The sequence below is a fragment of the Emticicia sp. TH156 genome (assembly GCF_002855535.1).
GTDB lineage: Bacteria > Bacteroidota > Bacteroidia > Cytophagales > Spirosomataceae > Emticicia > Emticicia fluvialis.
This window is the reverse complement of the sequence record NZ_PKRS01000001.1, coordinates 352,603-375,265: the sequence shown is the minus strand read 5'-3', so window position 1 is coordinate 375,265 and position 22,663 is coordinate 352,603. Positions and strand designations below refer to the sequence as shown.

Here is a 22,663-nt window from a genome sequence, read left to right as displayed (position 1 = left end):
TAGTCGATAATTTTGCGCCCAATTATATATTAATACTTTGAAAGACAGCATTACGGCCAAACAACTCTTCGACCAATTGTTACACCAAATTACGGTGTATGAGACACAGGAAGCAAAAGAAATTGTTTTTTGGTTGCTGGAACATGAGCTGAATCTCAGAAAAATAGATATTCTGACTGACAAACCGATTAATACTGCCAAGAAAACGGATTGGGCAACCATTATTGACAGGCTTAATAAACACGAGCCGATTCAGTACATTTTAGGGGAAACAACTTTTTATGGAAGAAGATTTCTGGTTGATAAGCCGGTGCTGATACCCAGACCGGAAACCGAAGAATTAGTGGCCCTTGTTTGTGAGTGGGAGCAAACGGCTGAAAACAAACCTGAAGCTAAAATGGTATTAGATATTGGTACGGGTAGTGGTTGTATTGCGGTTTCGCTGGCAAAAGAACTAAACGATGCGCGTGTAACCGCGTATGATATTTCGGAAGAAGCTTTGGTTGTTGCGAGAAAAAATGCCATGCTTAATATGGCCGACGTTAGTTTTGAAAGAGTAGATATACTCAGGTATTTAAATAAAAGCATTGTGCCTGAACAAGCATTTGATGTAATTGTCAGCAATCCGCCCTATGTTACGCGGCAGGAAGCGGCACAGATGCGACAAAATGTGTTGGAGTTTGAGCCTCATCTGGCGCTCTTTGTAGCAGATACAGAGCCACTGGTTTTTTATGAAGCCATTGCCCGCTTTGCCTCAAAAGCCCTTAAAGATGGTGGCCTGCTGGCAGTTGAGATTAACGAAAATCTGGGTTCTGAGACAGCCACCGTATTTATGGAAGCAGGTTTTACAGATGTTGCAGTGGTACAGGATATTCACCGAAAAAACAGGTTTGTAAGGGCCTCAATCAGCAAAAAGACTAAAAACCATGAAGGGTTTTAGACGGATTTTCCTAACTTCACACTTTATAACCAATTGTAGGTTTTGATTTTGGAAGTACAAATTTTCTTCCAGTCAATTTTTGAATATTAACCCTAAGATTTACCCCAAATCTATCAGACATAATGGAAGGTTCGAGAATATTGCATAAAAAGATAAGAGAAGTATTTTCAGAGACAAGCAAAGTAGTGATTGGTCAGGAACGGTTAATTAATCGTTTGCTGATTGGGCTTTTTACCGGGGGGCATATTTTGCTTGAAGGGGTGCCGGGTCTGGCCAAAACCAAAACCATTAATATATTAGCCAAGGTGCTTGACCTGGGCTTTAACCGCATACAGTTTACACCCGATTTGTTGCCGTCTGATTTAGTGGGTACTATGATTTATAACCAGAAATCGGGAGATTTTGAGGTGAAAAAAGGGCCGATTTTCTCGAACCTGATTCTGGCTGATGAGGTGAACCGTGCCCCTGCCAAAGTACAATCGGCCTTGCTGGAAGCTATGGCCGAAAAACAGGTAACCATAGGCGACGAAACGCATCAGTTAGATAAGCCTTTTCTGGTAATGGCTACCCAGAACCCGGTAGAGCAGGAGGGAACCTATCCGCTGCCCGAAGCACAGGTAGACCGCTTTATGATGAAAGTTTTTGTAGACTACCTGGATAAGAACTCTGAGCTTGAAATGGTAAGAAAGATGGCCAATCTGGATTTTAATTATGTTCCGCAACCGATTCTTAATAAAGAAGAAATTTTTGCCATCAGACAGGAAATCAACCGGATTACTATTTCTGAAGTACTGGAGCGTTATATAATTGAACTTGTTTTCTCTACGCGTCGCCCGGCTGAATATGGTCTGAAAGATGAGGCTCGTTACATACAATTCGGGGTATCGCCACGGGCTGGGTTATCTTTATATAATGCGGCTAAGGCTCTGGCCTACTTTGACGAACGAGACTACGTATTGCCTGAAGACATCAAGGCACTGGTGCATGATGTTTTTAACCACCGGATTATTCTGAACTACGAAGCCGAAGCCGACGGAATCACTACCCGTCAGGTGATAGATACCCTATTGAAGAAAGTGGCTATTGGTAGGTGATAGTAAGTCATTTTTCGTAGAGACGTAATGCTTTACGTCTTCGATGGCCTATAAAATCAGTTAATGTTTTTAATATCAGTTTAATAACATATTCTTAGATAACCAAATTCTATGATAAGCCGCAATGCAATGCGGCTCTACCAAATTTCATAAATTCCCCTCAGTTTCACTCGTATATCACACTCAACAATTCAGCCACGCAGGCTGGTTTTTGAGAGCCGTCCAGTTCAAAAACAGCTTCAATGGTTAGTTTGGCTCCACTAGGTTGCAGGTCTTCTACTTCTTTCAGTACGGCTTTCATACGTACTCTGCTTCCGGATGGCACGGGCGAAATAAAGCGGACACGATTTGTACCGTAATTTAAGCCCATCTTTGCGGATTCAACCTTGAATAGTTCATACATAAACTTAGGTGACAGCGAAAGCGACAAGAACCCATGTGCAATCGTTTTACCGAAAGGTGAAAACTGTTTAGCCATCTCTTCATTAACATGAATCCACTGGTCGTCGAAAGTAGCTCTCGCAAAGTCGTTAATCATTCCCTGAGATAACGTTTGCCAGCTTGATGTTCCCAGTTCTTTACCTGCAAAGTCTTTCAGTTCGGCAATATTCCTGAAAATAATGGTATTGCCTTCTTTTTTGGTTTCGGCTGGTTTTGTTTCTGCTATAGTTACTTCTTCTTTCTTGGTCTCATATTGCGGCAATTGTATGTCATCAGCGGTTACCACTACGGCCTTACCTACCACTTTCCGGTTCATTAAATCCAGAAGTGCATCGGCCGCTTTTTCAAGCGGATATAATTGATGTATGTGCGGACGAAGTTTGCCATTCATAAAATATCCGGCCAGTTCCTGAATATTCTGTAAGCTCTTGGCCGATTCTTTTTCGGCAAATTGCCCCCAGAAAACCCCCACAATAGAACAGCCTTTCAATAATGCCAGATTCAGCGGTATTTTCGGTATTTCTCCGGCAGCAAAACCCACTACCAGATATCTCCCTTTCCATGCCATTGAGCGTAGGGCAGGTTCTGCATATTTATCGCCAACGGCATCATACACCACGTCTACACCTTTGCCTTCTGTAATTAACTTGATTTGTTCTCTCAGGTCTTCAGTAGTATAATTAATTGTAAATTCAGCCCCTTTCTCTTTACATATTTCCAGTTTTTCGTTGGTCGATGCCGCTGCTATTACTTTGGCTCCCATTAGCTTGCCCAGCTCAACCGCAGCTAAACCAACTCCTCCTGCTGCTCCTAAAACCAGTAATGTTTCGCCCGCTTTTAACTCTGCACGGTCTTTCAGTGCATGGAACGAAGTGCCGTAATTATACATAACAGAGGCCGCCGTTACAAAGTCCATGGTTGGTAACATAGGGAAAACCCTGCGGGCATCTACCAGCACCTCTTCTGCCATACCTCCCCAACCTGTTAATGCAAAAACCTTATCGCCCGGCTTTACATATTTTACCCCTTCGCCAGCCTCTTTCACAATTCCTGATACCTCACCCCCCGGTGAAAACGGCAGGGCAGGTTTGAACTGATACAGATTCTGAATAATAAGCGTATCAGGGAAATTGACACTACAGGCTTTGACACTGATTACCACCTTTCCGGCTTCGGCTTTCAGGGGTTCAATATCTTCTAATGTAAGCGTGTCTGGCGTTCCGAACGCTTTGCATAATAGGGCTTTCATAGGTGGTTTTGTTTGTTGCTTAGGGTTAATAGTTATCTTAGTTTGTCAATTTAGTAATAGGTGTAAAATCAACTCTGCGGAACTCCACTTCTGAGCCTTCGGCCTGCAAGGCAATTTGCCCCTGGCTGACCGTGCAGTTAAAGCCATGATTCACCAGGTCGCCATTTACCCATACCTTCACCTCATTACCCAGGCACTCTACTCTCATGATATTCCATTCGCCTACCGGTTTTTCCGAATCATCCGTCAGGTTTTTGATTCGCCGTTCTTTACCGTCGACCGAGCCCCAGTTCTTTTGTGGCCCGCGTCTTTTTTCCATGTCGGGCACGCTGATGTCTTCGCCAATACACCAGAAATCACCCGCATTTTTGTGCATCAGCTGCGCTTCTATAGACTTAGGAAACATACCATATAAAACTCTTGGTGTTGAGGCATGCACTAACACCCCACAATTGCCGGGTTTGCCAGCAAATCGGTATTCTACCTCAAGCCTGTAATTTTTATAAACCGAGTCGGTAATGATATGGCCCTGTGGGTCTGCCAGGCTTACCAGCATGCCGTTGCGTATAATAAACGGATTCTTCGCGCCTGAGTTATTGTCCATTGCAGGCACATCAATATGCCAGCCGTTAAAGTTTTTGAAATTAAAAAGGCTTCTGGTTTGGGCGTTGGCCAATGTAACAGTAAGCAAGGCTATCAGGGCAGTAAAGAAACTATTTTTCATGAAAAGGCGCTTATTTGTTATGGATTGAAATGGTATTGCATAAAAATAGCCAATAGTATTTTAAATGTACTATTGGCCACCTTAATTTTGTTTCAGATTATTTCAACAATCCCTCAGGAACTGGTTTTTCAACTAAATATCTGTAAATGAACTTAGTTTTCAGATTATCGAAATGCTGGCCTTTATTACCTCTCCAGCCGTGTCTTCCGCCCGGATACAGCATAAATTCAAAGTCCTTTTTGTTTTCTTCCAGCTTATCAATCAACTGAATACTGTTTTGCATGTGCACGTTGTCGTCCATAGTGCCATGCACTATTTGCAGCATGCCTTTGTATTTAGGCACGTGGGTCATTACGCTACTGCTTTTGTAGCCCTCAGGGTTTTCGGCTGGCGTATCCATAAAACGTTCGGTATAGGCGCTATCGTATAAACCCCAGTCGGTTACACTACCACCGGCCATGCCATGCGTAAATACATCGCTGCCATACGTAAGCGCGTAGCAACTCATATAGCCGCCATAGCTAAAGCCAGTGATACAGATTTTGGTTGGGTCTGCAATGCCTTTGTCAATCAACGACTTCACTAATGTAATATAGTCTTTCATTTCCCAATAGCCCAGGTTGCGGTGCATATAGGCAACGCCTTCCTTACCAAAGTGTCCGCTGGCACGGTGGTCGAGCGATACCTGAATCAGCCCTTCCTGTGCGTACCATTGCGTTCTGGGCGACCATAGCCACTGGTCGAACACTGTTCCGGCATCAGGCCCGCCATAAATGCTGATAAGCACCGGATATTTTTTGCCAGCCACCATATTTTGTGGATAGGTGATGGTCATGGGCAAATCAAACAGGCCATCATCACTTTTAACGCGCAGTAATTCAGATTTAGCCATGTTATAACTATCCATCTCAGTGCCTTTGATGCTGCCCAGGTCTTTAATAATTTTTCCGGTGTTATCAACAACCGCCATTGAGGTTGGTGCCGTGATGCTTGAATAAGTTGTTATAAAATACTTGAAGTCAGGTGAAAGCTGAATAAAACGATGGTTGAAATCGCCAAAAGTTAGTCTTTTGAGGTTTTTTCCATCGAAATCAACTCTGTAGAAATCAAACCGGGCTGAATTTTCTAAGCCTCGTGCATGGAAATAAACCACGCGGTTTTTCTGGTCGATACCTTCTACTGATTTAATAGTGAATTTGCCATTGGTAATGTTATTTTTGAGTTTCCCGTCAATGCCGTAAAGATACAGTTGCTTCCAGCCGGTTTTATCGCTCAGAATAATCATTTCTTTGTTGCCATCAAGCAATGTCAGGCGGTTGTCGGCATCGTCAATATCAATCCAGGCTTTTTGGGTTTCGGCATATACTTCTTTTTTGCTTCCGTTAGCCGGAGAAACGTTATAGATTTTAAGGTTGTCGTTTCCGCGGTTAATCCATTGTACCATCAGGCCGCTGCCGTCAAGCAACCATTCGGGCCAACCGAAATACTGTTCATCTTTTTCGTTGAAATCCGCCCAGACGGTTTTTCCACCTGTGGGAGACACAAAACCAATTTTAGCCTCCGGGTTAGGGTCGCCGCTTTTGGGGTATCTTGTTTCTTCTATAAAACCATGTTGCCCTTCGCTGTTATAGAGTGGAAACATCTGAATTTTGCTTTCATCAAAGCGCATATAGGCCAGTTTTTTGCTATCAGGGCTCCACCAGAAAGCCCTGAAACGCGTAGCACGCCCGAAGATTTCTTCCCAGTAAACCCAGGTAGCATAGCCATTCAGGGTTGTTTTGGTGCCGTCTGTGGTTAGCTTGACCTCCTTGTTGGTTTTCAGGTTGTAGGTAAACAGATTGTTGTCTTTGGTGTAGGCAATGAAGCTGCTGTCGGGCGAGAAAGTAGGATTTTTTTCTTCGGCAGCGTCTTTGGTCAGTTGTTTTTCTGTTTTGCCGTCTTTCAGAAAAATATCGTTGTCTTTTACCTGAACCGACAACCTGGGTTGAGGTATTTTTGAAGAAACAGTGGCTGTGCCTTCAGTCAGGTTACCGATGGTAAGGTCTAGAACAAAGCTCTTGTTGCCGGCACTTCTTTGCACAACAGATAGCTTGTCGCCGTCTGCCCATTGTACCAGTGGCAAAGGTTGCTGAAAATTCTTTGGCGTGCGGTCTGCTTTTAATTCTTTTGCATCAAACTCCTTTTTTTGGGCAACCGCAAAAGCATTGCTTAGCAACAGAAGCGCTATCACTTTTTTCATGGGTTATGAAGTGTTTAGTTTATGGTTACAGTCTACGAACTTAATTGCTTAAAATTATACATTTTTTGCATTATATCTTACTCGATAAGGTAAGAATAGGTTAATCTATAGATAAGCCTCGTGAAAAAATAGATACAGTAACCTGAAATCGGGTAATTAAATACTACGATTCAACGGCTCGGAAATACTACATAAAACCGATGCATTTATAATTTTTTCATTTTTCATTAATACTACGATAATATACCGATTCTACTTTTGCGGCCTAACTAAATGAGCTTTTATGAAAAAAATTATCCTTCTGGCATTGGCTGTAAGCAGTGCCGTTGTAGCCTGTAAAGAAGATGAGGTACCCGCACCAGAGTTTACAGTTGAAGAAGACGTAGCCACCTATAAAGAAATTGCCTCACTTAACCTGGGGGGGTTGGGTGCTGCCGAAATCACCACTTTCGACCCCATCAGTAAGCGTCTGTTTGCCGTGAACAACGGAACTACCAACAAAATTGATGTCATTGATTTTGCCAACCCTGCCAGCATTTCGGTTATACACTCTATCAGCATGGCTCCGTATGGTGGGTATGTAAATAGTGTTGATGCCTACAACGGTAAACTGGCAGCTGCTATTGAGTCTACCGACAAACAAGCTGCCGGAAAGGTTGTGGTTTTTAACACTACTACCTATGCAGAAGAAAAAGTAATTACTGTTGGCTCCTTGCCAGATATGGTTACGTTCAGCCCAGATGGTAAATATATTTTAAGTGCCAATGAAGGGGAGCCTAACACCACTTATACAAACGACCCTGAGGGTTCGGTTTCTATTATTGATGTAGCCAACAACTATGCCGTAAAAACTGTAAATTTTTCAGCTTTCAGCAGCCAATTGGCTGAGCTGACAAGTAAAGGGTTCAGGGTTTTCGGGCCGGGTAAAAATTTTGTAAAAGATATTGAGCCGGAATACATTACAGTGGCCGACGACTCAAAAACGGCATGGGTAACCCTGCAGGAAAATAACGCTATTGCTGAAATTAACCTTACCGCAGGTACCATCACCAAAATTATACCTTTGGGCTTTAAAGACTATAATGCTGCCGGAAATATGATAGACGTCAGCGATAGAGACAATGCCATAAACTTTGCCAGTTGGAAAGTGTTCGGTACTTATATGCCTGATGCTATTTCATTTGTACGCCATAATGGTGTGCCGTATTTGTTCACAGCGAATGAGGGGGATGCCCGTGAATATGATGCCTTTGCAGAGGTAAAACGTATGAAAGATTTGAAACTGGATGAAACGGCTTTCCCGAATGGGGCGGCATTAAAAGCTGACGGACAATTAGGTAGATTGAATCTGACCAATACATTGGGCGATACTGATGGTGATGGAGACTTCGATGCGCTTTATAGCCTTGGCGCACGTTCATTTTCAGTATGGAATGCACAAACCGGACAGTTGGTTTTCGACAGTAAAAATGAACTGGATGTGAAAGTGAAAGATGCCAACCTATATGATGATACCAGAAGTGACGATAAATCAGTTGAGCCGGAAGCCATTACTATTGGCAGAGTAGGCAGCAAACGAATAGCTTACGTAGGTATGGAACGCGTAGATGCGGTTGCTGTTTATGATGTTACCAACCCCGTGGCGCCTGTTTTTGTGAAAATACTTCCAACCGGTGATGCTCCCGAAGGTGTATTGTTCATATCTGCCTCAAAAAGCCCAATACAACAAAGTTTGCTGGTAGTGAGCAGTGAAAATGATGGGGTAGTAAAAGTTTATAAAGCGAATAAGTTGTAATAATATATATACCTGTTTGTAGAATTGAAAAAGGTGCTTACTCAAGCACCTTTTTTCTATATATACCCTTACATTTTCCATTTTATACCGCAGCCTATGGCTTTGGTACTAGTTACTTCTACAGGTTTATTTTGTAATAGGGCATCAACAGCCTTAGCCACATAATGCGTGCTGGCGGCGTAGGCATCGTTCGAATTATTGTCGATAGCGCCATGATAAGCCAGTACGTAATCATTACCTTCACGTTTCACTACATAAATAGTGGGGGTGCTTCTGGCACCATAAGTTTTGGCTACCTCTTGTGTGGCATCGAGCAGATAGGGGAAACCATAGCTTTTGCTTATGGCTCTTTGCTGCATTTGCTCGAAACTATCACCAGGCGATATTCCTGCATCGTTGGCGTTAATGGCAATAACCGGATAGCCTTTCGGCGCATAGGTTTTGTTTAATTCTACAATGCGTTGTTCATAGGCTTTCGCTACAGGACAGGTATTGCAGGTAAATACCACAATGTATCCTTTGGCTGATGCATCATGACCCAAAGAAACCATCTTATTGTCGATGTTTTTCAGGTTGAAAACCATCACTTTATCTCCTACCTTGTAGCCGTCGGCCGGTAAAAGAAAACTGCTGAGCACTAAAACCAGTGCTGCTGACAGACCTAGAAAGATTGATTTTTTCAAGGTTTTAAAAAATTGTGTTAAACAATAAGCAATGGCCGGATTCGGCAAAAGACTTGTATTATTGAACAAAAGCCTTCAGAGCAGTTTCTAATTGATTTTGAGTTAAAGGCTGCTCGAAACTTTTTCTTGATTTGTTTTCCGGTGATACAATTAAGGTGAAAGGCAAGGAACCCGACCAGTCAGTTGAAACCTTGTCAATCCAACTGTTGTAATCTGGCTCGTCTAAAAGATAAATTGTCGTAGCTCTCAGCTTGTTTTTTGCTACGAAAGGTTTTACTTTTTTATTCAGGTCGGCAACTGCATCAAGGTTAATCAGTACCACCTTCACACTTTTATTTTTGTATTGCGCACTGACTTTTTCGAAATGCGGTAGCTCTTCTACACAGGGCTTACACCACGTTGCCCAGAAATTAACTACTAGTACGCTGTCTTTAGTCTGGTTAATTAGCTTGTCCAATGCCGGATACTTAATCACTTTTACCTGCTGGTCAGTGGCGAAATATCCTGAATAGAAAAGGAGAATAAACAATTTATATCTTGTTATTTTCATGGTCGGAAAGAGTCATTTCCATGATATAAACTAAAAACGTTTTTAAAATTGAGATATTTTAGTGGGGTAGAATGAATAGGTTTGTGCCTGATGAACTAGGTGGTAAACAAATTTAACCCGAAAAGCTGATGGAAACAACCTTTTTTATTTTTCCATGCAATACGAACTAAGGAATAATTCAAAAGAGTAAGATAAAAATAACAACTAAAATGAAAAACCTTGAAACATCATTTTCTGTTTGAGACCAATTAAAAATCAAGTTTTGAATGTAAGAATGAGGAAGTAAATAACGGATTTTTAATTGGACGAGTTTAAATGATGCAGGTTTTTGGGTACTTTTTGCGTAAAAAGTAACAACAGAGGAATATAAAAAGTGTTTAAATTATTTTAACACAGAGTAACACGAAGTTAAGCACAGAGTTTCTCAGAGTAATGAATACTCAGATTACGCTGTGCCTAAACCAAAAAATCTTAATAAAATCACTTAGCCTTAACTCCAAACAACAACCGCATAAAATCAAAAGACCTGATGAGGAAGTGGTAGATAAACAGACTGAATCCAAAGGTGCCTGATGCCAGAATCAGCAATTTCTGCCAGGTGTTCATCTCCCAATCGGCAATATGAAAACCAATGGCAACGGTGATAGTCTGATGAAGAACATAGAACGGATAAACGGCCTCGGTGCTATAGGTAAGAAAAGCATTCCTGAAATTAAGATAATGCCGCGCAAAGCCGCAAATAGCCAGAATGGTTGTCCATAAGCTAATTATGGTCAGGAAACTGTTAAGGAGTAAGATGTAAGGCCCATCTTCTGGAATACTTCCGGAAATGGAATCATAAACAAACGAAATGCAACAATGAAAATACCCACAAATGCCAGAGGCACCCTGTATTTCTCCATAATAGCCCATATTTTCTGATTCGTACCAATCAGGTAACCATAAATAAAAATTACAAGTGATAAGGAAAAGTTATACCAATCTGAAACCAGGTTGTTGGTTATTGGTCATTGTTCATGAAGCGTCAGGTAGTGAATCATACGAGCCGCACTTAATAAAAGTAGGCTCCAAGTAGATTTAAATATAAAGAAAGGATTTTCATATCAATGTAAAAACAAATACCCTGGCAAATCCGAAAATTTGACAGGGTATTTGCTATCAATTCAACTCTTTATTTTTCTAAGGGATGCTCAGCCAGAAGTTTTGAGGCATTATAGATATCCTTCTGATTCTTAACTGCTGCTCTTACTGCTTTTACCTTATCAGGATTAATGGGTGGTGCATTGTTTCCAAAAGAATTACGTACATAAGTAAGCACTGCTGCTACTTCTTTATCCGTCAGTAATCCTTCAAATGGAGTCATAGGTACCTGACCCGGGTATTTCCTGCCGTTTACTTCTATTGGCCCTAACAAGCCTTTCAACACAATCTTAATGGCGCGTTCTTCATTGCCGGTTACCCAGTTGGTACCTGCCAGTGGCGGGAAACCCGAGGCTGTCAGACCTTTACCATCCGGCTGGTGGCAGGTAGTACAATAGCCTTCTTTGGCATAAATGGCTTTGCCGGTGTTAAACAATTCAAGATCTGCACCTTTCAGTGTGGTTTTTGCCGCCACTTCTTTGGCCTTCTTCACAGGTTCGCCGTTCAGGTGTGCCACCGCTGTTTCGCAGGCATGAATCATCCAGTCGTCTAACGGTTTCTTTTTAGCTTCTGCCAATATAGGTAAACCTTTTTCTTTACCAATCCATGAGGCAGCCACTATGGCACCCAATCGAACCCGGCTGTTGTCGTCTTTTGCCGCCTGCATTAACAAGGCTGCCTGGTCTGGCACCTGATGGCCCGTAAACCGGATTACCTCCACAACGGCCGCTCTTACATGGTAGTCTTTGGCTTTTAGCAACTGGCGCAGTAGCTTCTGGTCAACTTTATCAAGCCCCCAGGTAACCCAAAGCGCTTCTAACAGGTGATGCTCATAGCGAGGGTCGGCTTTATCCAGACCTGCCACCCATTTGGTTACTTTGGGTAGTACTTCTGCTGCGTTTCTGCCTCTAAGTTCACGGCGGGTACGGTAGCGGGTGCGGTATTCAGGCAGTTTCAGGTTTTCCAATAGCGTTTCTACACTGGCTCCGGCAATTTTAGCCGGGGTTACCAATGGTCTTGACGGATAAGTGATTCTGTAAACACGACCGTGCATGTGGTCGCGTAGTGGGTCACGGGCATTGTGTTGCATGTGGCCAATCAGAATATTATGCCAGTCTATCACATAAAGAGAGCCATCCGGCGCAAACTCCATATCTACCGGCCTGAAATTGCGGTCTTCGCTCACAATCAAATCCATTCGGTGTTTGCTTTTGTAACCCGTGCCGTCGTCAACCATGCTATGCATTTTGGTACCTAAGAAGCCGATGGTGTTGTTGATTAGCAAATCACCCTGTACTTCATCTGGAAAATGGCGGCTCGACACGAACTCTAATCCGGAAGTTGGGCGTACCATGTGGTCTTTTTCTATTAGTTGTACACTTTTGTGGGTGAACTCTCCGTAACGGGGCAATACACTGCCCGGCATCATCCAGCGCACATCCGGGCTTGACGTTTCTGCAAAGAATGGCTGCCCCCAGTCGTCAAAAGCAATACCCCAGGGGTTAGGTATTGATAATTGAGCGGTACGTTCCAGTTTACGCAACTGCGGGCTGTATCTGTAAAAACCACCGTTGGTGGCACGCACGGTTCCATAAGAGGTTTCTACATTAGTGTGCAGAAACACACCTTCTCCTGAATAGATGGCACCTGATGGGTCAACTGTATAAGCATGGCTGTTATGGTGGGTGTCATGGTCGTCAAAACCGCTAAGCAATATTTCTACCTTGTCTGCTTTGTCATCACCGTTGGTGTCGGTAAATAATTTCAGATTAGTGCCCTGCGATACAAATACGCCTTCATGGGTAATCTCAAAACCCAGTGGCAGGTGCAGGCTGTCTGCAAAAACGGTTTCTTTGTCGGCTTTGCCGTCATTATTGGTGTCTTCCAGAATAATAATCTTATCGTTAGGTTTGGTGTCGCCGGGTTTGTAATGCGGATAACTCGGCATTACTGCCACCCAAAGGCGTCCTTTATTGTCGAATGACATCTGCATCGGCTTGGCCAGGTCTGGGAACTCCTGCTCAGAAGCAAAGAGTTCAATTTTATATCCGGCAGGTACTTTCAGTTTGCTTAAGGCCTCGGCACCATACAGGTAGGTAAGGCTTCCGTTCTTTTCAGGATTATAGTTGGTTTTTACCTGAGGCAAAACTTTAGTTTTTTTATCGGCAGCGACCACATCCATTTTTTCTCCTTTTGATGCCGCCAGCCAGATGGCTGCATCGCGGATGTCGGTCATCTGACGGATTTTCTCAATTTCTGCCGGGTAGTTATCAGGCCCGAACGGATTATATCTGCGCCCATAAACATGCACACCGTTAGGTATTTTATAATCGTTGTGCCACATCCAGTTCTTTTCTTTTACGGCATTCAGAATTAAACCCCGGTTAGCCTCTGCTTTGGCAGGTGTTTTGCCGAAAATGGCATCAGTCAGTAGCAGGCTTAGTTTTTTGTAACCGGCTTCGTTTAGCTGTGAACCATCAATGGTTAAAAATTCACGGGTGGTGTCATACCATTTTTTTGAAGGTGTAAACGCATCTACAAACAAAATCTTGTTGGCATCTGCAACTTCTTTCATGGCTTTGGTATATAGTAAAAGGTTTTCGTTTTCCTTTACGCCATTGGGTAAGTCGTATTTGCCGCTTAGGTCTTCAAAGGCAATGGGTGATACTATTACCAACTGCGGGGCGCTACTGCCATTGTACTTCTGGTTGAGGGTATATTTAATGAAGGCATCTAATTCAGCCTTATACGTTGGCAGATTGGCTTTACCCTGAAATGACTCGCTGTAGCCGAAGAAAGCAATAATAATGTCTGTTTTCAGGCGAGTGAGCCATTGGTCGGGAGTTTCAAAATGACCTTCACTATCTGAATTTTTAGCATATTCTGTCTGAAACTTCTCAGCCCCCGGAAACGCCCAGGGTAAATTACGGCTCGCATGCGGCCTGAAACCGGGGGTGTCTCCACCATCGCACATGTTTCGGATAAACAGTGAGTAATCGGGGTATCTCACATGCATTTCTGTTTCAAAGAGGCCGTAGTTCATCATTCTTGAGCCGAGATTGCCGCCAATCAGCGCTATGTGTGCATCTTTCTGAACCGTTAATGTTTGAGGTGGCGGGCTTATCTGAAATGAACTGATGGCAAAAACCACCAGTACAAAAAAGACAATGAGTAATTTTATGTTTATTTTCATGAGTTTTTAGGAGGGTATGCTATGGAGTAAAGAAGCTAACAACCCCACACCCTAAATCCCTCTCCGTGCGACGGTCGCCCCAACAATGGGGAGAGGGGTTTAGCCCCCTTCCCCAACAATGGGGAAGGGCTGGGGATGGGGTTGTAGTTAAAGTCATTTGATTTTATAAAATCACTTGGTCATGCCGCGGTAAGGCACATTAATATCAATTTTGCCTTTCCATTGTTTAGGTACTTTTTTGCCTAATTCCCAATGAATGGCATTAATCACTAATCGTTGAAATGGCTCTACCTGAAAATCTTCCGGATGGCCGAGGGTGGTCATAAAAACTTTTCCTCCGAAAGAATTGGTGCCTGTCCAGGCAACAGGGTTTTCAATAGCGGCTTTATCCGGGTTTACTGATTTACCCATCAAAAGCCATTCAGAACCCTTGGTTGGGTAGTCGGGTAAAACCCGGTATAACCACGAACGGGCATGGAAGCCGGAGGCTACTCCAGTCAGAATCGGGTGTTTGGCTGCAGCAGGAATAACCGTTACATCGGTGCTGCTCTCATGCCCGTAATGGGTATGGCCTGCCTTACCGCCCCAACCGGGAGGCGCATTTAGCGCAAATTCACCGAAAGCATTCCATTTTTCAAGCTCGTGGCCTTTCGGATAATTAAAGGCATGGGTAGTAGTGCGGAAGGCCATAACCGGTTTGCCAGTTTTAAGGTAAGCTTCAATGTAGTCCAGTTGTTCTTTGGGCAGCTGGCGCCAGCGCAGATAAAACACCGCCAGGTCGGCATCTTTCAGGGCTTCCAGACCCGGAATATCCTTTTCGGCATTCTGGTCGGGATACGATTTTAGCACTTTGGTACGGAAACCGTAATTTTTTTCGAGTTCGGCGGCAATCAGCGGCAGGGTGTGCTCGCCACTGTATTCGTGGTCGCCGGCTACAAATACAATCAAGGGTGCATTTTTTGACTGACCCTTAGCGTTATTGAAGGCTAAATGGCACAGTGCAAACAATAGAATGGTGGATAATATGGACTTGGCCATAGTAGAACAGGTTTAATTAGGTATAAGAGGTTTGAATATTATGAATGCAATTTACATATTTTTGAATAATATCATTCAGTAACACGGTATATTAAAAATTCGGGTTTTAAAACAGGCTTAGAGGGCGTTCATATATAAATACTTGATAATTAATGCGGGTTTTGCCTAAAGTTTTAAAATATTCTTGTATTTTTTAAAAACACTCTGTACCTTTGCAGCCCTATTTAGGAAATTAGTAACTAAACGAAAAAATAATTTTCAAGACAAAATGCCTACTATACAACAATTAGTAAGAAACGGTAGAGAGCAAATGACTTGGAAGTCAAAGTCTCCGGCACTTGACTCATGTCCGCAACGTCGTGGCGTGTGTACTCGTGTTTACACTACGACTCCAAAGAAACCAAACTCGGCGCTTCGTAAAGTTGCCCGTGTTCGCTTGAGTAACATGAAAGAAGTAAATGCCTACATTCCGGGTGAAGGACACAACCTGCAAGAACACTCAATCGTATTGATTCGTGGTGGTCGTGTAAAAGACCTTCCGGGTGTACGTTATCACATTGTTCGTGGAGCCCTTGATACTTCGGGTGTGAACAATCGTAAACAAAGTCGTTCAAAATATGGTGCTAAACGTCCTAAACCAGGTCAGGTGGCAGCTCCAACAAAAGGCGGCAAGAAAAAATAATCGCATTCATGTTTAGTACCGTCACTACGGCAAATCGTTTAGTTACGGGGTAGTAATCCTGGTAGACCAGGGTGAATTAGTTGTAAAAACGAAACCTTATTAAAAAGCAATGAGAAAGGCAAAACCAAAAAAACGTTACGTATTACCTGATCCTAAATTCAGAGACGTAGTAGTAACAAAATTCGTAAATAACCTGATGTACGACGGCAAGAAAAGTATTGCCTACAGTATTTTCTACGGTGCACTTGACCTTGTAGAAAAACGTACAAAAGAAAACGGCTTAGAGCTTTGGAAAAAAGCATTGAGCAACGTATCACCTGCGGTTGAGGTTAAGAGCCGTCGTGTGGGTGGTGCTACTTTCCAGGTACCTACAGAGGTACGTTCGGAGCGTAAACAATCTTTAGGAATGAAATGGTTGATTAACTATTCACGTAAGCGTGGAGAGAAAACCATGACAGAGCGTCTGGCAGGTGAAATCATTGCCGCTTCAAAAGGTGAAGGTGCAGCAGTGAAGAAAAAAGATGATACGCACCGTATGGCAGAAGCAAACAAAGCGTTCTCGCACTTCAGATTCTGATAAGAATCAGAAGCGCTCACATATAAGCCGCAGGTTCCGTCAGGTGCCTGCGGCTTTTTTTGCATAAATACAGTTAATAGTATAGTGATTATATAAGAGGTGCTGCAGGTTTTGCTAAGCAGCTATTTGAGCTATATTCAATTTTGAGTATTATTGTAAACTTGACTAAAAAGTAAATCATTTTTCGGGACAGAACTCCACATTATTTGTAATTAATCATGACAAAAGAAGAACTCACTATCTGGTTTGAAAAAAAAATAGCAGAAGAACTTGGTAAAAAACAAAACGAAGTATCTCTTGCCATTCCTATTGAACAATATCACCTTGATTCTATTTCTTTAGTATCCCTTTCTCAGGACCTTGAGGATTTTGTGGGGTTTTATATTGAACCTACCATCTTTAGCGAATTTGAAACCATAAATGAGATAATAGAATGGATACTCAGCCGCCAAAAATCATAAAATGGACACCCGCAACGGCCGAGTATTTCAAAAACCCCTACGCAAATCTGAATGCGTGTCTGGCGTTTAATCCTGTACAGCAGGTTTCGGCATCCGAATGGGTCTTGTTCAGATATGAGCATATAAAGCAATTGTTGAGAGACCAGACCTGCCTAACTGCAGATTTATCCGGCTTCTTTGAAAAAAAAGAGCCGGTGCTTTTGAAAAACACCAGCCAATGTCCTTTTTTATCGAAAGCCACCAGAAAATGGATTATGTATCTGGACGGTGACGCTCACAGTGTTGCCCGCGAATTGGTTGAAAAAGTTTTGAAATGCTATGATCTGGATGAAATCGTAAACAGTTGCCTGAACGAATGGATAAGTCGGTTTTTTGAAGAAGACCGGCTTGATATGGCGCATGTGGCCTCTGTGTTGCCCTCACTTATTTTTCTTTCGCTTTATCAGCCTCTGAATGGAGACTGGGCATCTTTCGAACACCTGAAACAAGTATCTCAATCGTTGGCCAGGTCACAGGACTTATACAAGTCTGTAAAGCAATACCAGGATTATAATGCCGATGCGGCCTGGTTGTTTTCTACCATCCGGAAAGATTTTGATGATATCAATTTTGCAGATAGCGCTCTGGTCAGAAATTTTTTGCGGGTCAATGAAGAAATGGGAAATCTGTTTACGGTTGACGAGCTGGTTTCATTGGCTATTATCTTATTTTTTGCTTCTGTTGAAACTACCGTTGATACCATCAGCACCAGTGTTTATGAGTTTTTTAAGAATCCGGAATTGCTGGATTACATTCTTAGTGCCGATGCCAAACAAATAAACATTCTGGCAGAGGAGTTGTTCCGTTTTGCATCTCCGCAGCAATATACAATCAGAATCAATACAAAGCCTATTGAAATAGGCGGGCATCTGATTCCGGAAAACTCAAGAATTTATCTTTGTATTGCTTCTGCTAACTATGACCAGGCGGTGTTTGAGAATCCTGACCAGATAGTGGCCAACCGCAGCTATAACCCTCATCTGGCGTTTGGTAGCGGTACTCACGCATGCCTGGGAGCCAGACTTGCCAGAATTGAACTAAGGGCTTTACTGAAGCCTCTGGCCGGAGTGTTGAAAAACTACAAGCTGGATGAAAGTACAGAGGTTGAATGGCAAAAAGCTATTTTTATGAGAGGTGTAAAGAACTTATGGAGCGTTAAAATATAAGCGGATGGCTGTCAGTATTTTATTGATTCTACTGTTTGTTTTGTTGGTGGTAACAGGTATTTTGTTATTAAACAAGCCCGGACAAAACTGGAAAGTGTTGCTGCTTGGTAGTGTACTGTTTTATATTATGGTTGCTAAATGGGCGTTTATACCCATTTTTATGTTTTCCCTTGTTGTTTTTTTTGGAGGGAAAACTATTGAAAAAACAAAAAGGAACGTAACCTATTATGGCATAATAGCCATGGCTTTGTCGTTCTTGCTGCTAGAGAAATTAGGTCTTTTTACCAAAGCGGGTTTGCCATTACCTTTTGTTATCATTGGTATTTCTTACATTACTTTTAATGGGCTGAGTTATCTTTTTGATATCAGGAAAGGCTACCTTAAACCTGAAACAAATTATGGATTATTGCTGCTTTATCTGCTTTATTTTCCATACATATCGGCAGGGCCGCTACATCGGTATAAGAAAGTAGTTTCTCAGTTCAGAAATAATGTAGGTTTATCTAACCAGAATTTCTCTTTGGGTTTCAGGCTTATTCTTTGGGGCATTTTCAAGAATCTGGTTTTAGGGCAGTATCTGGGCAAACTGGTTGCTATTATCATAGACTCACCAGATGTCTACAAGGGGTTTTATGTAATTATTGGCGGCTTCTTCTTTTTTTTGTATCTCTATTGCGACTTCAGCTCTTTCATTGACATAGTAAGAGGCACCTCGCATATATTTGGCATTAAGCTTTCACAAAACTTCCGGGGCAGGGTCTATGCCTCAAGCTCACGCAGGCAATTCTGGGAGGGCTGGCATATTACCCTTAATCACTGGTTCAGAGATTACGTGTTTTATAGAATTGCAGGAAAGGCAAGAAAAAAATGGCAGATAGACTTGGCTATGATGGTTACATTTGTATTGATTGGTATCTGGCACGAGGTGTCCTGGAAGTTTGTTTTATGGGGCTTCATGAATGGCACCTGGATTTTAACCGAAGATAAACTGCGCAAACGCCTGGGTTTAAAACCTGGTACCTGCGCAACAATTCTCGGTACACTCTACCACGTAGGTGTTGCCTCTTTTGTGGCTATTGTCTTTAGAACTCCAGACCTTGGAGCATCAGTAAAAGCCTTGGTATCAAGTAATGTTATACCTGCAGGCTCGTATCTGGTAATTGTAAAGCAGATATTGTATATAAGTCCGTTTTTTGTTCTTATGGATTACATTTACAGAAAAGCCGGACAAAAACCTATTGAAGAGTACCTGGGTACACTTAGCGTGCGCAACAGATGGTTCATTTATATATTGCTGACGGCCTGTATCCTGATTTTTGGTTCTGACAATAACGAAGATGCGTATTACATGCAGTTTTAAGCTATGAAAAGTTCATTAAATGTTTCGTTAGGTAAATTACTGGCTTATTGTCTCATACTGGGCTTACTGCTGCTGGTTATGCTGGGTTTTTCAAAAGTAATGTCTGCATTCAGTAATGCCAATGCCAACCTTGCAGAATATATTGAGGCAGACAACCACCAGCCAAAAACACTGTTTATAGGCTCCAGCCGTATGCAAACAAGTATAGATACTGATTTGCTGAAATCAGAAATACCTCAATTCAATTTTTACAATCTGGGTTTGTCTGGCTCAAGCATACTGTATAATTGTAGTCTGGCAGAGAAAACACTTCCGTGGCTTGCCCCGGGTAGCCGCGTCTTTATTGAGTTGTCTGATTACCGGGCGCTTCCGCCAGGTTATTTTTATGTTTTTAATACCCACAACGATTTATGGGGCATATTAAAAAACCGATTAGCAATTGGGGCAGACCTGAACGAATTTCAGAGCATTTTTTTCTCATTGATTAACGTAAAAGGAGAACTTTTAGCCAATGTAAATTCTAAGCGAAAAAGAACAGAGGAATTGGGTTTTGCCAGATGGAAAACCACCTATACAGGTACCCAAAACACGTTCGTTGATAGTGCTGATATGCAACAGGTGGCAATGCCTTTAGTTATTTGGCAGAGCAGGTATCTGGCTTTGCTGAACGAATTGATACAAAAGGGACAACAAAAAAATGTGCAAATTGTATTTGTATTGCCCCTAAACATACGGGCTGCCAAAGATAAAAAGGAATTAATGCCCATTTACCATGCCATTCCGGAAGCAAACAAGTGGATTTACACTTCAGATTTTCTAAGCAGCATATCCAACAATACATATTTGGGAGACTTTATTCATTTAAATGAAAAGGGCGCAAAACTTTATACAGAAGAGCTTATCAGAAAACACAATTCAATGATGAGTCATCCTCATTGAAATTGCCATGAATGAAGTTTGAAGCACTTAGATTTGGCTGGCAGATAGCCTGATGCCGTAAGCAAAAGACTTCGGTATTTTGTCTTTCTTTTGCCTTTTTGTACATTTACTTATCAACTAAAATCAACACGTAATGAGAATACTCCTGACTTTACTCTTCATTTCAAACTTAGTTTTCGCCCAGACCAACTCCCAGAAAATTTTAGTAACCGATTTGACCCGAATCAAACAGGTAGTTTCTATCGCCACCTCGCCAGATGGTAAAAAAGCTGTTTATGGCCTGAGAACCATAGAAACCAATGCCGATAATGCTTTAGAGTATGATTACCGCACACATTTGTATCTGGTAGACCTACAGGCCGGTAGTGTACCCAAAGCCCTTACACGTGGGGCAGAGAGTGCTTCACAGGCTACTTTCTCACCTGATGGCAAAACCATTGCATTTGTACGCGCTACCAAAGGCAAAGCGCAGATTTTTATTATGCCTTTGGACGGGGGAGAGGCATGGCAACTGACCAACTCTAAATACGGTGCCAGTAATCCGTCTTTCTCGCCTGATGGCTCTAAATTGCTTTTTAGTGGTGGTTTGTCTTTTTCAGAATTATTGAAAGATTCAACGCTGAATCCTTCAAAATCTGGCCCAGTCTGGTCTCTTGAAAAACCCGGCTTCCCTAAAAATGAGTTTCTAATAAAAGACAAGAAAGTAAAGGCTAATCCTGACGGTAGCATCGAAGAAATACGGGCGTATCTGGATAAAGACGTGGAAGATAAAAAGGCAAAGGTGTTTACCCGACTAAACTTTCAGGGAGAAGCAACAGTGGAGCCGGAGATGAATTTCTCACATATTTTTGTGATTGACGTAAAGGAAAATGCAAAAGCTACTCCGCTTACCAAAGGCTTCTGGTCGCACGGCCAGGCAACCTGGACACCCGACGGCAAAAGAGTATTAGCCGTTTGTGGAAAAGATGCTGACCAGCACCCCGACCGTGAACAGGAGAGCATTGTAATTAGTATGAACCTTGATGGTAGCGACAGAAAAGTTCTGGTTTCAGAAGATGGAAAGAGCTTTTCAGGTATTGAGCCATCGCCGGATGGTAAGCTGCTGGCTATGACCATGAATTCACCAAACCTGCTTTCGTTCGGACAATTGGTGATTGCGAATGCCGACGGCACGAACCGCCAGATTGTAGATTTTGACCGCGTACCCGGCAACCTGAAATGGACGGCCGATAATAAATATTTATATCTGGCTGCTTCTTCAAACGGAGGCATACCGGTTTTCAGAATGGATGCCAAAACCCGTAAGCTTGAACGCTTAAGCGACTATGAGTCTGGGGCAAGCCCATTTGAACTGACCAACGACAAAGTGGTATTTGCTAAAACAGAAGTGGTTAACCCCTCAGAATTATATATGGCCGATTTGACCATGAAAAATACGGTAAAACTCAGCGCGCATAACGACCCCTGGTTGAAAGATAGAAAACTGAGTTTCCCGGAGAAAAGAGTATATACCAACTCGAAAGGAGAGAAGGTTGACTACTGGATTATGAAGCCTACTTTTCAGGAACCGGGAAAGAAATACCCGCTATTATTGCAACTCCATGGCGGCCCAACAGCCATGTGGGGGCCTGGAGAGTTCTCGATGTGGCATGAGTTTCAGTATTTCTGTTCGCAGGGTTACGGGGTAGTGTATCCAAACCAGAGAGGCTCTGGTGGCTATGGCAAGGTGTTCCAGTTCTCAAACTACCGCGACTGGGGCAAAGGCCCGCAGGAAGATGCCTTAAGTGCATGTGCTGATGCTGCCAAAGAAGCATGGGTTGATACAGCCAGACAGGTAATTACAGGTGGCTCGTATGCAGGATATTTAACGGCATGGATTATTACACAAGACCACCGTTTCAAAGCGGCTTTTGCACAACGTGGCGTATATGACCTGACCACCTTTATGGGTGAAGCCAACGCCTGGAGATTGGTGCCGAACTACTTTGGTTTGCCTTGGGAAGACGAGAAAGTAACTAAAATAGATGCTAATTCGCCTTATACTTTTGTGCATCAGATTAAAACACCGTTCCTGATTAAGCATGGCGAAAACGACCTCCGCACGGGTGTAGTACAGTCAGAAATGATGTTTAAAAGCCTGAAATATCTTGGCAAAGATGTGGAGTATGTGCGTATGCCGGGTGCTACCCATGAGCTTTCACGTGCAGGAAACGTACGCCAGCGCATTGACAGAATCCTGCGTATTTATGAGTTTTTTGAGCGTTTTGTGGGGGTGAAGTAAGGATTGTAAAAGAGAATAAACCCAATTTCGTAGAGCCGCATTGCATGCGGCTTCAGGGGTCTATAAGCATCT

18 protein-coding genes are annotated in these 22,663 nt (G+C 42.7%); 10 read left to right on the top strand and 8 right to left on the bottom strand.

The window, feature by feature from the left end; genetic code table 11:
* Positions 1 to 37: 37 nt before the first annotated feature.
* Positions 38 to 940: a peptide chain release factor N(5)-glutamine methyltransferase gene (gene prmC / locus C0V77_RS01635; protein WP_229236175.1), complete on the top strand. Its 903-nt coding sequence runs from the start codon at positions 38 to 40 to the stop codon at positions 938 to 940.
* 122 nt (positions 941 to 1,062) lie between these two features.
* Positions 1,063 to 2,034, top strand: a complete 972-nt coding sequence (locus C0V77_RS01630) for a MoxR family ATPase (protein ID WP_101724563.1) — start codon at positions 1,063 to 1,065, stop codon at positions 2,032 to 2,034.
* A 166-nt stretch (positions 2,035 to 2,200) separates the two neighbouring features.
* Here C0V77_RS01630 and C0V77_RS01625 read toward each other — a convergent pair whose 3' ends face one another.
* The 3 genes from C0V77_RS01625 to C0V77_RS01615 form a co-directional block, all read right to left on the bottom strand.
* On the bottom strand, positions 2,201 to 3,724 hold the full coding sequence (locus C0V77_RS01625; RefSeq protein ID WP_101724562.1) for a zinc-binding dehydrogenase: 1,524 nt from the start codon (positions 3,722 to 3,724) through the stop codon (positions 2,201 to 2,203).
* A 37-nt stretch (positions 3,725 to 3,761) separates the two neighbouring features.
* The gene (locus C0V77_RS01620; protein ID WP_101724561.1) at positions 3,762 to 4,448 is read right to left on the bottom strand and encodes a DUF1080 domain-containing protein; all 687 of its coding nucleotides are present in this window, start codon (positions 4,446 to 4,448) and stop codon (positions 3,762 to 3,764) included.
* Positions 4,449 to 4,545: 97 nt separating this feature from the next.
* Positions 4,546 to 6,687: a DPP IV N-terminal domain-containing protein gene (locus C0V77_RS01615; protein ID WP_101724560.1), complete on the bottom strand. Its 2,142-nt coding sequence runs from the start codon at positions 6,685 to 6,687 to the stop codon at positions 4,546 to 4,548.
* Positions 6,688 to 6,970: 283 nt separating this feature from the next.
* Here C0V77_RS01615 and C0V77_RS01610 point away from each other — a divergent pair, with 283 nt between their 5' ends.
* Positions 6,971 to 8,482: a choice-of-anchor I family protein gene (locus C0V77_RS01610; RefSeq protein ID WP_101724559.1), complete on the top strand. Its 1,512-nt coding sequence runs from the start codon at positions 6,971 to 6,973 to the stop codon at positions 8,480 to 8,482.
* Between the two features lie 68 nt (positions 8,483 to 8,550).
* On the opposite strand, the gene C0V77_RS01605 is transcribed toward C0V77_RS01610, so the two are convergent.
* From C0V77_RS01605 to C0V77_RS01585, 5 genes are all read right to left on the bottom strand, one after another.
* A complete protein-coding gene (locus tag C0V77_RS01605) occupies positions 8,551 to 9,165 on the bottom strand; it encodes a thioredoxin family protein (protein ID WP_101725018.1) in 615 nt (204 codons plus the stop codon).
* A 58-nt stretch (positions 9,166 to 9,223) separates the two neighbouring features.
* On the bottom strand, positions 9,224 to 9,715 hold the full coding sequence (locus C0V77_RS01600; RefSeq protein ID WP_101724558.1) for a TlpA disulfide reductase family protein: 492 nt from the start codon (positions 9,713 to 9,715) through the stop codon (positions 9,224 to 9,226).
* A 480-nt stretch (positions 9,716 to 10,195) separates the two neighbouring features.
* Positions 10,196 to 10,627 (bottom strand): hypothetical protein, encoded by a 432-nt coding sequence (locus C0V77_RS01595; protein WP_101724557.1) that lies wholly within the window; start codon positions 10,625 to 10,627, stop codon positions 10,196 to 10,198.
* Positions 10,628 to 10,886: 259 nt separating this feature from the next.
* The gene (locus C0V77_RS01590; RefSeq protein ID WP_101724556.1) at positions 10,887 to 14,048 is read right to left on the bottom strand and encodes a PVC-type heme-binding CxxCH protein; all 3,162 of its coding nucleotides are present in this window, start codon (positions 14,046 to 14,048) and stop codon (positions 10,887 to 10,889) included.
* A 171-nt stretch (positions 14,049 to 14,219) separates the two neighbouring features.
* On the bottom strand, positions 14,220 to 15,086 hold the full coding sequence (locus C0V77_RS01585) for a ThuA domain-containing protein (RefSeq protein WP_101724555.1): 867 nt from the start codon (positions 15,084 to 15,086) through the stop codon (positions 14,220 to 14,222).
* A 268-nt stretch (positions 15,087 to 15,354) separates the two neighbouring features.
* Between C0V77_RS01585 and rpsL the strand changes: the two genes are divergently transcribed.
* The 7 genes from rpsL (at position 15,355) to C0V77_RS01550 (ending at position 22,591) form a co-directional block, all read left to right on the top strand.
* Positions 15,355 to 15,768: a 30S ribosomal protein S12 gene (rpsL, locus tag C0V77_RS01580; RefSeq protein ID WP_101724554.1), complete on the top strand. Its 414-nt coding sequence runs from the start codon at positions 15,355 to 15,357 to the stop codon at positions 15,766 to 15,768.
* A gap of 109 nt (positions 15,769 to 15,877) precedes the next feature.
* Complete coding sequence (rpsG, locus tag C0V77_RS01575; RefSeq protein ID WP_101724553.1) at positions 15,878 to 16,345, top strand: 30S ribosomal protein S7; 468 nt, start codon at positions 15,878 to 15,880, stop codon at positions 16,343 to 16,345.
* A gap of 218 nt (positions 16,346 to 16,563) precedes the next feature.
* A complete protein-coding gene (locus tag C0V77_RS01570) occupies positions 16,564 to 16,806 on the top strand; it encodes an acyl carrier protein (protein ID WP_101724552.1) in 243 nt (80 codons plus the stop codon).
* Positions 16,779 to 18,011 carry a cytochrome P450 gene (locus tag C0V77_RS01565; RefSeq protein ID WP_101724551.1) on the top strand — a complete coding sequence of 411 codons (1,233 nt, stop codon included), beginning with the start codon at positions 16,779 to 16,781 and terminating at the stop codon, positions 18,009 to 18,011. Before C0V77_RS01570 ends, C0V77_RS01565 begins: the two co-directional genes overlap by 28 nt.
* 4 nt (positions 18,012 to 18,015) lie before the next feature.
* Complete coding sequence (locus tag C0V77_RS01560) at positions 18,016 to 19,371, top strand: MBOAT family O-acyltransferase (RefSeq protein ID WP_101724550.1); 1,356 nt, start codon at positions 18,016 to 18,018, stop codon at positions 19,369 to 19,371.
* A 3-nt stretch (positions 19,372 to 19,374) separates the two neighbouring features.
* Positions 19,375 to 20,310, top strand: a complete 936-nt coding sequence (locus tag C0V77_RS01555; protein ID WP_101724549.1) for a hypothetical protein — start codon at positions 19,375 to 19,377, stop codon at positions 20,308 to 20,310.
* Positions 20,311 to 20,443: 133 nt separating this feature from the next.
* A complete protein-coding gene (locus C0V77_RS01550; RefSeq protein ID WP_101724548.1) occupies positions 20,444 to 22,591 on the top strand; it encodes a S9 family peptidase in 2,148 nt (715 codons plus the stop codon).
* Positions 22,592 to 22,663: the final 72 nt, after the last annotated feature.